Consider the following 11,738-nt stretch of genomic DNA (forward strand, 5'->3'; position numbering starts at 1 on the left):
TCGCAACCGCATCACTCTTCGCCTTCCAGCCGCACGCGCAATTCACGCAATACGGGTAACACCGCGCGCACCTTGTCGGCTCCCAATGCGGTGACAACTTCGCCGATCAAAGGCGAAACCGATGCGACGGCGGCGTCGCGCGCCGCCCGGCCTGACGGGCTGATGGCGACAAATTTTTGCCGCGCGTCATCCCAATCGGGGCGAATGTGGATATGGCCGGCCCATTCCAGTTTGGTCAACGTATTGGTCATCGCGCCGCGTGTGACGTGAAACGCACGGGCAAGTTGCGCAGGCGTGCGCTCCTCGTTCAAGCGGGCAAGGTGGTTCAGCACCGAAAAATGAGAAAGCTCCATTCCCTTCGGCAGCGCCTTTGATATGCGGTTGCGAGCAAGCTGATCTGCCATGAACAACTCGCCAAACAGCGCAACAGCAATCTCATCGGTGCGCGGGTCAATCATGGCCCGGTGAACTCTCGGTCGTGCTGCAATGAAGGCACGCGTGTCCGAGCCTTGGTCACGGCGGTCAGATCAAGATCCACAAAACTGACGCCAGGTTCGGTGCCGCCATCCACCAACACTTCACCCCAAGGCGCGATGGCAAGCGAGTGGCCGAAGGTGTTGCGCCCCTTTCCATCACGCTCTGGGTGAAAGCCGGTTTGTGCGGGGGCCAGGATGAAGCAGCCGGTTTCAATCGCCCGCGCCCGCAACAACACATGCCAATGTGCTGCACCTGTAATGTGGTTGAACGCGGCCGGAACCGTGATGATCTGCGCTCCGGCCTGCGCCAGACGCCGATGCAGGTGCGGAAACCGCACATCATAGCACACCGTCATCCCGATCTTGGCAAAGGGCGTCTCAGCCAATACCGCAGCGCTGCCCGGTCGATAGCCCGCCGATTCGCGGTAAACCTCAGTCTCGGACACATTCACATCGAACATGTGAATCTTGTCATAGCGCGCGGCAATGTCACCGCTGGGCGAGATCAAAAACGAGCGGTTGGCAAAGCGGCCATCTGGATCGTTTGTCAGCACGCCCAAAGACCCGATTAACAGCCAGATCCCCAGCTTTGCCGCCTGATCGCGCAGAGCGGCCAGCGTTTCATCTTGATCTTCATGCCGCATCACCGCACGTTGATGGCTGCGGCTGGACGACAGCAGGTTGGTGCATTCCGGCGTCAGCACAAAACCCGCGCCACCTGCCACCGCTGTTGCGATATGCGCCTGCGTCCCCGCCAGATTGGCCGCCGGATCATCGCCGACCGTCAGTTGCACCAAACCCGCGCGCATCAGGCCAACATCGGGTCAAGCTTGCCCGCATGGTCCAGCGCGTGCAGATCATCGCAGCCACCTACATGCGTGCCACCAATGAAGATTTGCGGCACCGAGCGGCGCCCAGCCCGATCGGTCATCGCCTGCCGCAAGGCTGGATCAGCGCCGACGTCTATTTCTTGATAGGTGACGCCCTTTTTCTTCAGCAGCGCCTTGGCGGCGATGCAATAGGGGCAGGTCTGGGTGGTGTAAATCTCAACGGTTTTCATTGGCAAATCCTTAGGGTCAGATGTGACTATAAGGATTTAGGTATCCTTCGCAACGCGAGCCAGAGCCAGAACAGAAATCGCCTTTGCGCCGCCTGCAAGGCAGGCCTCTGCCGCGGCGGCGAAAGTCGCGCCAGAGGTCATCACGTCATCAATCAACAGCACATGCCGCCCTGTAACCCGATTGGCGCGACGCGGGTGCAGTGTCAGCGCGTCCTGCATGTTGGCGAAGCGCGCGTCACGGTTGCGGCCTTCTTGGCTGCCGGTATGACGGCGGCGAATCATCAGATCTGGGCAATGATCCAGCCCTGCCAGTTTTGAGACCGCTGCCGATAACAGCGCAGCCTGATTGTAGCGTCGTTTGATCAGCCGAAACCAGTGCAGTGGAATTGGCGCAACGATCATATCTGGCTGAATCATTGGCGTAGCGGCGCGGTGCAACCATTGTGAGGCTGGCCTCGCCAAATCCAACCTGTCCCCATGCTTCAGCGCCAACACGATCCGCCGCGCATTGTCTTTGTACAGCAGCGCTGCCCGCCCCTGCGTCCACGGGCGTGCAACACTAAGGCAATCATCACAATATTCCGGCTTGCCCGTTTCCTCGCCTGGCAGAGGCACTCCGCAATGGTCGCAGACCAGACCCGCCACAAAGGGCGTTTCCCGCCAGCACACGCCGCAAAGACCAAAATCGGTTGTCACGCGTGCATCGCAGGTCAAGCACTGCGGTGGATAGAGCAAGTGGAGTGCGGCTTGTAATCCCATTGTCTCGCCTTATGTTCGCAGCCCATGACGCCCACCCTGACCGATCGCAAAACGCTTACGTGGCATCGCACCCGCGCAACCGCCTTCTTTCTGCAAGAGGAGGCGGTGCTCGAGGTACAGGATCGCCTAAGTGAGGTTAACAGAACGTTTACGGATCCAACGGTGGTCACGGCTTTTCCGCAGCTATGGCCGGATTTCCCCACGATTGCTGATGATGAAACCCTGAATCTTCGTGCCGAGGCGCATGATCTGGTTATTCACGCCCTGAGCTTGCATTGGGCGAACGATCCGGTGGGTCAGCTCGTTCAATGCCGCCGTGCGCTGCGACCCGACGGGCTGTTTCTAGGGCTGTTGTTTGGCGGGCAGACTCTGCACGAACTGCGCGCTTGTCTGGCGCAGGCAGAGGCCGAGATCAGCGGGGGCATTTCTCCGCGGGTTCTGCCGATGGCTGAAATTCGCGATCTGGGCGGTTTGCTGCAGCGCGCCGGCTTTGCGCTCCCTGTTGCCGACAGCTTTACCAAGAGAGTGCTTTACCGCGATGCGTTTCATCTGATGGCCGATTTGCGGGCGATGGGCGAAAGCAATGCACTGAACGGGCGGCTTAAACACCTTACCCCCCGTTCAGTTCTGGCCCGTGCCGCGCAGATCTACGCTGAAACCTATGCCACCGCCCAAGGCCTGATCCCTGCCACGTTCGAGGTTATCTGTCTGACTGGCTGGGCGCCGCATGATACTCAGCAAAAGCCACTGCGACCGGGTTCGGCCACCGCACGTCTGGAAGACGCGCTAAAGGCCGCAATCAAGAACGGTTGACGCCGCGCCCCGTCGCGTTATCTCGGGTGCAGCTTTAGGAGCCAATATGACCGACATCGCCCCCGGAACTGCTCGCCTCACTCATGCGCCTGCCGATCACCCTCCAGTTAAGAAAGCCAGGATCGGCATCTTGCTGGCAAATCTGGGCACACCGGACGGCTATGACTATTGGTCGATGCGGCGCTACTTATCCGAGTTTCTGTCGGACAAACGTGTTGTAGATATTCCAGATTGGAAATGGCAGCCTCTGCTACAACTGATCATTCTTACAAAACGCCCATTTACCTCTGGCGCCAATTACAAGTTGATCTGGAACCACGAAAAGAACGAAAGCCCGTTGTTGACCATCACCAAAGCGCAAACCGCGGCCATCGCTGCACAAATTGCGGCAAAGCATGGTGAAGAGATTATCGTCGACTTTGCGATGCGCTACGGCAATCCGTCTACCGAATCAAAGGTTAAGGCCATGGTCGCCGCGGGATGTGAGAAGATACTGTTCTTCCCGCTGTACCCGCACTACGCGGGCGCAACTTCCGCCACCGCTAATGACGCCTTCTTTGCAGCACTAATGAAGGAAAAGCGCCAACCCGCTGCCCGGACCGTGCCCGAATATTTCGATCATCCCGCCTATATCGAGGCACTTGCGCAATCCGTCGAGCGTGCCTACGCGGCGTTGGATCACAAGCCAGACGTTTTGGTCACATCCTATCACGGGATGCCGATCCGCTATCTGATGGAGGGCGACCCCTACCATTGCCAATGCGCAAAAACCACGCGCTTGCTGCGCGAGCGTCTGGGCTGGGAAAAAGGCAGCATCGACGTGACGTTCCAGTCGGTGTTTGGCCGGGAGGAATGGCTGAAGCCCTACACAGTTAACCACGTTGCAGAACTCGCTAAGCAGGGCAAAAAACGCATCGCTGTGATGGCGCCAGCTTTTTCGGCTGATTGCATTGAGACGCTGGAAGAAATCAACGGCGAAATCCGCGAATCCTTCGAGCATGCGGGCGGAGAAACCTTCACCTACATTCCATGCCTGAATGACGAATCAGCTCATATCAACGCGCTTGTGCGAGTGATCGACGAAAACTTGGTTGGATGGGTGTAGCGGCAGATTATTTCCGGGCAATGACAAGCGGCACTTCATCCAGTCGGCAAAGACAAATCTGACAACACAAAATAGAAAAGGACGGCAGATTGCTCTGCCGTCCCTTCCGAATTCGATCCAAGGATTAGTTGGACGAAACTGCAGCAGCCACGATCACGAGCAGCAGCAGCGGGATCAGGATGCCGCCCGACGACGAAGTGGTCGCGGCTTTGACAACTTCCGGCTCCATAACCGGTTCAACAACGCCGCCAGCGAAAGCGGTGGAAGCAGCAACCGACAGAGCGGCAGCGAGAGCGATTTTTTTCATGTCTATCTCCAGTTTTCTGCATACCGCCAATTCGCAGAGGCGACGGCACGCACCCAAGAATATTCCTCGTAACTGCTCTCTAACCCGGCTCTTATCGAAAATGCAACGCTCGTCCAAAATCAGCACCAAAGCGCGCCACGTTGTCGTCAATTTAGCAACACCTTGCAAACATGTTCGGTGATCGGACGCGCGTGGACGAAAACGTTTTGGTTTCAAAGGGTACGAAAATAAGCAGACCGGCCAAGACTGGCCGGTCTTAAGGCTCAAAGGCGGTTCGGCGAGTCAGATCAACACAACCTGTGTGCCGACTTTAGCATAACCGAAAAGCTCCAGAATATGCTCGTTATAAAGCCCGACGCAGCCGTTGGACGACCGCCGACCGATCTTGCGGGTGTCATGGGTGCCGTGGATGCGGTAGGCGGGCCAATCCAGATACAGCGCGCGCACGCCAAGCGGATTTTCGGGCGAACCACCTGGCACGATTTTCGGCCAATCCGGGTTGCGTTCCAACTCGCCCTTGGTCGGAATCCAGGTTGGATTGACGACTTTTTGAATCACACTGGTGTGGCCGCGGCGGGTCAATTCTTCGTTCAGTGGTACAGAGCTGGGATAAAGCCGATAGACGCTTTCATCTTCCGACCAGTAGTGCAGCGCCCGCGATTCCAGATCGGCAACGATCACGCCATTCTTCGAGTTGTCGAAGTAATCGCGCCAGTTCAACATCCGAAAGCCCGAGATGTTGTTGCGCACCGGACCTGCCAGCGGCTTATCCATCTCCGTCGTGCCAGCCTGTTGTGCGGCAGCAGGGAGTGCTGCGGCGGTCAACACGGTTGCAGCTCCACCGATAAACAGGCGGCGGTTCAGCGCATTGCGGGATTCGGCGGCCATATGGCTTCTCCATTTTCATCTGCTCTGAGGGCGCTTTTACCGCTTGCAGCGCGCGCTCGCAAATCAAACGCGCGTTAGTAGGCGATCTGATGCCAAGTTTGACACAATTTTTGTGGGTTCGATTTGAAACCGGACGCGGAGTTCGCTAAGCACGAGCAAACAAAGGGCCCGAATGGCCCGAAGCAGGGTAAAAGCAGATGAACAGACGGACAGCTCTTGTCGCGGGTAGCGCAACGTTACTCGTTGCTTCTTGTGCGATGAGTTCGGCACCGCCCGTTGATGCGAATGGCAGTGCGCTGCCGCGGGTCTATCGCATCACGGCGGCAGAGGCCGAAAAAATCCCGTTCCGCTTGCTTGATTCGGTGAATGCGCTGCGCTCGGCCAAAGGCATCCAGACCTTGGCATTTAACGCGTCGCTGAACGCTGCCGCATTGACCCATTCTCGCGATATGTCGGTGCAAAACCGCCCTTGGCACTTTGGCTCGGATGGCTCTTCGCCGTTGCTGCGTGTCCAGCGGGTTGGATATACGGGCAAGTTTCTTGGCGAGACAATCTCGGAAACCTACCAAACCGAGTTGGAAACCCTGTCGGCCTGGATGGCAGAGGCAGATACACGTGATGTGATCTTGAATCCCGCTGCCCGAGAAATTGGCTTTGCGTGGTTTCAGGAGGAATCGGGTAAAATCTGGTGGACGTTGGTTTTGGGCGGCTGATCAAAAGCTGCTTGTCCAGCAAACGGGGGCCATTTGGCCCCCATTTTTATTACGGCAGAATGACAATCGGCGTGCCCGGTTTTACCATGGCGTAGATGCGCTCAATCTCATCATCCGTCACTGCAATGCAGCCGGCTGTCCAATCCGGACCGGACACCTTCCGCGGTTTGCCGTTGGCTTTACGCGGCGGACCACCGTGGATCATGATGTCCCCCCCGGGCGCCTTACCTGCCAAGGCTGCATGGGCGCGATCCTGATCATTGGGATAGCTGATGCCAAGCGACAGATGATAGCGTGAATTCGGATTGCGATGGCTGATGTAGTAAACCCCTTCAGGTGTTTTCAGGTCGCCCTCAAATTCCTTCGCGCCAACCGGTACGCCACCCAGACCAATGTCATAAGATTTGATCACCTTGGTGTTGTGCAGCAGATACATCTTGCGATTGGCTTTCTGCACCTGAACCGATGTGATCTCTGGCCCGTTGTATGTCTTGAACTTTGACGAACAGGCGGTCAGCGCCAGCCCAGCCAAAACCACCAGAATAATCCGTAGAAACCGCATCGTCTGCCCGCTCATTATCTTGTTTTGATTTGCGCATATCGAAAAAACCGGCGGTTGCCTAGTCTGCGTTGGGGCACAACCGTTCACGCTTTTTTCAACGGCTCTCAGGCGCGGCTGAACCGGGCCACCAACTCGACATGCGACGACCAGCGGAACTGGTCCACCACCTGCACCCAATCCAGATGATATCCCCCTGCAATCAACACCTTGGCGTCGCGGGCAAAGCTGATCGGGTTGCACGACACCGATGCGATCACCGGAACCTTGCTGCGCGCCAGAACTGCCATCTGCGCCTCGGCTCCTGCACGCGGCGGGTCGATGACCACGGCCTCGACGCCTTTGAACTCATCATCTTCCAACGGCCGGCGGAACAGATCGCGAGTTTCTACGGTTACGCGTTTCAGACCTTCTGTATTGTGGGCGGCCTTTTCCAGCGCTGCCGTCATAGCAGCCTCGCCTTCCACAGCATGAACCTCGGCACGCTCCGCCAACGGCAAAGCAAAGGTGCCGACGCCCGCAAACAGATCGACGATTTTCTTGGCCGAGCCAATCGCCAGCGCGACCGAGCGGAGCAGTGCTGTTTCGCCCTCGATGGTTGCCTGCAAGAATGCCCCCGGCGGCGGCGATACCAAAGCGCGGCCAAAGCGTTGCATCGGTGATGTCCGCAATGCCACCGTATCGCCGTTCCACGTCAGCCTTGCAAAGCCATAGGTTTCCGTCACCCGCGCGAGTTCCAACTGCAACTGCGCATCTAGATCCTTGCCACCCGTCACCATGACATCCGCGCCGGAAATAGAGCGTGTGACGGTCAGCGAAACCTCTGCCGTGCGCGAGCCGCCCAGCTTGACCAAGGCCTGCAGGCCGGGAAACGCCGCCATCAGATCGGGATGCAGCAACTGGCAATGCGGCACATCAACCAAAGTATCCGAGGCCCGCGCATGAAACCCCATCAGCGCGCCGTTTTTCGTCCGCCGCGCCGCAATCGTTGCCCTGCGCCGCGAGTTCGGCGGCGAGGTCAGGATCGGCCGAAAGCTCGCCTCCAATCCCTGCCCGGCCAAAGCGCCCTTCACAATCCCCAGCTTCCAATCAGCCACAAAGCCATCAGAGGCGTGTTGCATCAAGCACCCGCCGCAGGTGCGCGCATGGGCGCAAGGCGGTTTCACCCGGTTGGCTGAAGGCGTAACGATACGGGTCTGCACCAGCGTATCGCCCTGCAATTCACCTTCCACTTCCTCGCCCGGCAACATTCCGGGCACATAGATTGCACCCGTTGGCCCCTGCGCGATTCCGTCGCCCAAATGCCCCAGCCGTTCGATGGTTACTTTCACTCTGCCGCTTCCTTGTCCTCGGTGCCGATGAAGCCGCCCGATTGGCGATTCCAATAGCGCGCGTAAAGCCCGCCCAACGCCAGCAATTCCGCATGGCTGCCCTGTTCCACAACGCGGCCCGCGTCAAGCACCACAATCCGGTCCATCTCGGCAATCGTCGAAAGCCGGTGCGCAATCGCCAGCACCGTTTTGCCCCGCATCACTTGCGTCAGTGCATCCTGAATGCTGGCCTCAACTTCCGAATCCAGCGCCGAGGTTGCCTCATCCAGCACCAGAATCGGCGCGTCTTTCAGAAAGGCCCGTGCGAGGGCAATGCGCTGGCGCTGCCCGCCTGACAGCTTCACACCACGCTCGCCAAGATAGGCATCGTAGCCCTTGCGCCCGGCAAAATCGCGCAGATTCAGGATGAAATCATGCGCCTCGGCCTGTTTGGCAGCGGCGATCATCATCTCTTCGGTGGCGTCTGGGTTGCCATACATGATGTTCTCGCGCGCGGTGCGGTTGAACATCGCGGTTTCTTGCGTGACCATGCCGATCTGCCGCCGCAAGCTTTCCTGCGTCACCGCCCGCACATCCATGCCATCAATCAAAACCCGGCCTTTTTCGGCATCATAGAGCCGCAACAGCAGCGCCACCAAGGTCGATTTCCCCGCACCCGAGGCCCCGACGATACCGATCTTTTCGCCCGCCTTGATCGTCAGGTTCAGATCATCCACCCCGCCGCGCCCGTCCTCGGTTCGCCGACCATAGGCAAAGGTCACATGCTCCATGCTGACCTCACCGCGCACGCGCGGCATTTCCACCGCGTCCGGGGCATCGTTCAGCGTGTAGGGCGGCGTCAAGGTTTTCACGCCATCCTCAACCTCACCCAGATTGCCAAACACCGACATCAGGCTGAACGACACCCAGCCAGTCATCTGAGCCAGACGGAAGGCAATGGCCCCAGCCGCCGCAATATCCCCAGCCGTCGCCCCGCCCTTGGTCCACAGCCAAACCGTTGCGCCCACCAGCAGCACGGGCAGCACCCCGGCCAAGGCCATCAGGCTGAGTCGGAACCAACTGGAAATAACGCCATACTCAATCGCCTTGTCGCGAAAGCCGTTCATCGCCTCTAGCGCTACACCATCTTCGTGCCGCGCATGGGCAAACAGCTTGACGGTCTTCATATTGGTGACGGTATCAACGATCTGCCCCGTTACCATCGCCCGCGCCGCCGCCCGCGATGCCGAAGCGCCGCGCACCTTCTTCAGAAACCCCTTGATGAACAGGATATAGGCCGCAATCCAACCCACCAGCAGCAGCGACACCCAGGCGTTGATCGTGGACAACAGCGCGACTGACCCGATCACCGACGCCAGCGAAAACGCCATGGTTTCAATACTGCCTGACACCACATCCGTCGCCGCCCGCGCCACCTGCATCTGCTTTTGCGCGATCCGTCCCGCGAAATCGTTGTCGAAAAACGTCACCGCTTGCCCCAAGGTCCAGCGATGCATCCGCGACAGGATCAGTGGGAACAGGTTTGGTTCCACAACGATAGAGGCCGCATGGGTGGTCAGGCCAAAGATCAACGGGCGCGCGACCAGATAAAGCCCGACGAACGCCACGAACAGCCAGATATGATCGCTGAACACCGTCGCCGGATTGGCGCTGTTGGCCACGTCAATCACATCGCCGAGCAGCGTCGCCGAGATCGCTTCCATCGACCCTGAAGCTGCCGACCACAATGTTGCCCACAGAATTCCCGGCCAAGCCCCTTGCAGCGCCCAACGGAAAAATCTCCAGGTGGTCGTGGGCGGGTTGGTGGCCGCAGGCCGGAATGGTTTGATCGTCGGATAAAATCTCATTCTTCCGTCTCCAAACCAATGAACCCGCCCGACTGCCGCGCCCAGAACCGAGCGTAAAGCCCGTTCGCCTGCAAAAGTTCCGCATGACTTCCCGCTTCGGCAATCCGGCCATCTTCCAGCACCACAATCCGGTCCATCGCCGCGATGGTCGAAAGCCTGTGCGCAATCGCGATCACCGTTTTGCCCTGCATCACGCCGAACAGTGCCTCTTGAATTGCGGCCTCGGCTTCGGAATCCAGTGCACTCGTTGCCTCATCCAAGATCAGAATCGGCGCATCCTTGAGGATCACCCGCGCCAACGCCACCCGCTGCCGCTGCCCGCCCGAAAGCTTGACCCCGCGCTCGCCGACATGCGCGTCATAGCCCACGCGCCCCTCAGGGTCTTGCAGAGTCAGGATAAATTCGTGCGCATCGGCCTGTTTCGCCGCCGCAATCATCTGCGCTTCGGTCGCGTCGGGCCGCCCATACAGGATGTTTTCGCGCACCGACCGGTGCAGCAAACTGCTGTCTTGCGCAACCATGCCAATGCGCCTGCGCACCGAATCCTGCGTGACCTGCGCAATATCCTGCCCGTCGATCAGAATCCGCCCCGCCTCGGCATCGTAAAACCGCAGCATAAGCTTCACCAAAGTTGACTTCCCGGCGCCTGAGCGGCCAACAACCCCAATCTTCTCTCCCGGCTTCACATCCAGAGAAATACGGTCCAACCCGCCCGAGCCGCGGCCATAATGGTGCGAAACGCCTTCAATCTGCACCCGCCCCTGCCGGAAGTCCAACGCGCCCGCATCTGGCCGATCCACCAGAGAAATCGGCTGGGTGATCGTCTGCATCCCCTCCTGCACCGTGCCAAGGTTCTGCACCAGATTGGTCGTCGCCCACATGATCCAATAGGTCATGTTGTTCAACCGCAGCACCAAAGTCACCGCCGCCGCCACCGTGCCAACGCTGGCAAGGCTTTGATACCAAAGCCACATCGCCCATCCCGTCACCGCCACGATCAGCAGCCCGTTCAACACGGTCAGAATGATATCCATCTTGGTGACAACGCGCATTTCGGTGAAAAACGTCTGCCGCGCGCGTTCAATCGCCTGTTTGCCGTAGGCTTCCTCCAGATCGTGATGCGCAAAAAGCTTGACCGAGTGGATGTTGGCATAAGCATCCACCACCCGTCCCGTCACAGCCGAGCGCGCCTCGGAACTCGCGGTCGAGGCTGGCCCTGCGCGCCGGATGGTCCAACGCATCAGCGCCACATAGCCCGCAAACCACAACACCAGCGGCAGCAGAAGGCGCACATCAGCCCCCGCCAGCATGATCGCCGCTCCCACCAGCGTGGTCGAGGCAAAGGCCACCGCGTCAAAAGTTTGAAACACCGCCTCACCCGCCGCAGGTGGCGCTTGCATGATCCGGTTGGCAATCCGCCCGGCAAAATCGCTTTCAAACCAGCCCACGGGTTGCCGCAGCACATGCCGATGCGCCCGCCACCGCATCATCGTGCCGAAATTCGGCAAAATGGTGTTGTGCAGTAGCGCAACCCCAGTGCCGCCAATCGCGGGCCGCAAGATCAGAACCGCCAGCGCCACAAGGATAATTTCCGTGCCATGGCTGGCCCAGACCGCCGCAGGCTGACCCTGCGCCAGCAGATCCACCAGCCGCCCGACATACCAGATCAGCCCAACATCGAACGCAGAATTCGCCGTCGCCACCAGCGCCGTAACCGCGAAAACCCCTTTGAATGGCCGCACATAGTCGCGCAAAAATGGCCACAGCTTGCGTGGCGGCGTGTCGGTTTGCGTGTAGGCGGCATAGGGGTCAACAAGACCCTCGAAGAACTTGAACATGATGATCTCGTGCGTTGCCCTTGGCATCTAGAGCGAAGGGGG

13 protein-coding genes are annotated in these 11,738 nt (G+C 59.1%); 3 read left to right on the forward strand and 10 right to left on the reverse strand.

Annotation, left to right across the window (positions count from 1 at the left end):
• Positions 1-11: 11 nt before the first annotated feature.
• From ACFOGH_RS14855 to ACFOGH_RS14870, 4 genes are read right to left on the reverse strand one after another with little or no spacing between them, the layout of a single operon-like run.
• Positions 12-455, reverse strand: coding sequence for a MarR family winged helix-turn-helix transcriptional regulator (locus ACFOGH_RS14855; RefSeq protein WP_380074014.1), 444 nt, complete (start codon positions 453-455; stop codon positions 12-14).
• On the reverse strand, positions 455-1,285 hold the full coding sequence (locus ACFOGH_RS14860; RefSeq protein WP_380073858.1) for a carbon-nitrogen hydrolase family protein: 831 nt from the start codon (positions 1,283-1,285) through the stop codon (positions 455-457). The genes ACFOGH_RS14855 and ACFOGH_RS14860 overlap by 1 nt, the downstream gene beginning before the upstream one ends.
• Positions 1,285-1,536, reverse strand: coding sequence for a glutaredoxin 3 (grxC, locus tag ACFOGH_RS14865; RefSeq protein WP_380073859.1), 252 nt, complete (start codon positions 1,534-1,536; stop codon positions 1,285-1,287). Before grxC ends, ACFOGH_RS14860 begins: the two co-directional genes overlap by 1 nt.
• Positions 1,537-1,572: 36 nt before the next feature.
• A complete protein-coding gene (locus ACFOGH_RS14870) occupies positions 1,573-2,295 on the reverse strand; it encodes a double zinc ribbon domain-containing protein (RefSeq protein WP_380073860.1) in 723 nt (240 codons plus the stop codon).
• Positions 2,296-2,319: 24 nt separating this feature from the next.
• Here ACFOGH_RS14870 and ACFOGH_RS14875 point away from each other — a divergent pair, with 24 nt between their 5' ends.
• Together ACFOGH_RS14875 and hemH are read left to right on the forward strand one after the other, a co-directional pair.
• Positions 2,320-3,108 carry a methyltransferase domain-containing protein gene (locus ACFOGH_RS14875; RefSeq protein ID WP_380073861.1) on the forward strand — a complete coding sequence of 263 codons (789 nt, stop codon included), beginning with the start codon at positions 2,320-2,322 and terminating at the stop codon, positions 3,106-3,108.
• A gap of 46 nt (positions 3,109-3,154) precedes the next feature.
• Positions 3,155-4,213, forward strand: a complete 1,059-nt coding sequence (gene hemH, locus ACFOGH_RS14880) for a ferrochelatase (protein WP_380073862.1) — start codon at positions 3,155-3,157, stop codon at positions 4,211-4,213.
• Positions 4,214-4,337: 124 nt separating this feature from the next.
• Here hemH and ACFOGH_RS14885 read toward each other — a convergent pair whose 3' ends face one another.
• Entirely contained in the window at positions 4,338-4,520 is a 183-nt protein-coding gene (locus ACFOGH_RS14885) for a hypothetical protein (protein WP_380073863.1), read from the reverse strand.
• Positions 4,521-4,802: 282 nt separating this feature from the next.
• The gene (locus ACFOGH_RS14890; RefSeq protein WP_380073864.1) at positions 4,803-5,408 is read right to left on the reverse strand and encodes a L,D-transpeptidase; all 606 of its coding nucleotides are present in this window, start codon (positions 5,406-5,408) and stop codon (positions 4,803-4,805) included.
• Between the two features lie 257 nt (positions 5,409-5,665).
• Here ACFOGH_RS14890 and ACFOGH_RS14895 point away from each other — a divergent pair, with 257 nt between their 5' ends.
• Positions 5,666-6,121, forward strand: coding sequence for a CAP domain-containing protein (locus ACFOGH_RS14895; RefSeq protein WP_380073865.1), 456 nt, complete (start codon positions 5,666-5,668; stop codon positions 6,119-6,121).
• 49 nt (positions 6,122-6,170) lie between these two features.
• On the opposite strand, the gene ACFOGH_RS14900 is transcribed toward ACFOGH_RS14895, so the two are convergent.
• The 4 genes from ACFOGH_RS14900 to ACFOGH_RS14915 all read right to left on the reverse strand — a co-directional run bounded on the left by ACFOGH_RS14900 (position 6,171) and on the right by ACFOGH_RS14915 (position 11,696).
• Positions 6,171-6,683, reverse strand: coding sequence for a L,D-transpeptidase family protein (locus tag ACFOGH_RS14900; protein WP_380074015.1), 513 nt, complete (start codon positions 6,681-6,683; stop codon positions 6,171-6,173).
• A 104-nt stretch (positions 6,684-6,787) separates the two neighbouring features.
• Positions 6,788-8,011, reverse strand: a complete 1,224-nt coding sequence (locus tag ACFOGH_RS14905; RefSeq protein WP_380073866.1) for a class I SAM-dependent RNA methyltransferase — start codon at positions 8,009-8,011, stop codon at positions 6,788-6,790.
• Positions 8,008-9,858 (reverse strand): ABC transporter ATP-binding protein, encoded by a 1,851-nt coding sequence (locus tag ACFOGH_RS14910; protein WP_380073867.1) that lies wholly within the window; start codon positions 9,856-9,858, stop codon positions 8,008-8,010. Before ACFOGH_RS14910 ends, ACFOGH_RS14905 begins: the two co-directional genes overlap by 4 nt.
• Positions 9,855-11,696 (reverse strand): ABC transporter ATP-binding protein, encoded by a 1,842-nt coding sequence (locus ACFOGH_RS14915; RefSeq protein WP_380073868.1) that lies wholly within the window; start codon positions 11,694-11,696, stop codon positions 9,855-9,857. The genes ACFOGH_RS14910 and ACFOGH_RS14915 overlap by 4 nt, the downstream gene beginning before the upstream one ends.
• Positions 11,697-11,738: the final 42 nt, after the last annotated feature.

The sequence above is a fragment of the Cypionkella sinensis genome (genome assembly GCF_042646385.1).
GTDB classification, from domain to species: domain Bacteria; phylum Pseudomonadota; class Alphaproteobacteria; order Rhodobacterales; family Rhodobacteraceae; genus Cypionkella; species Cypionkella sinensis.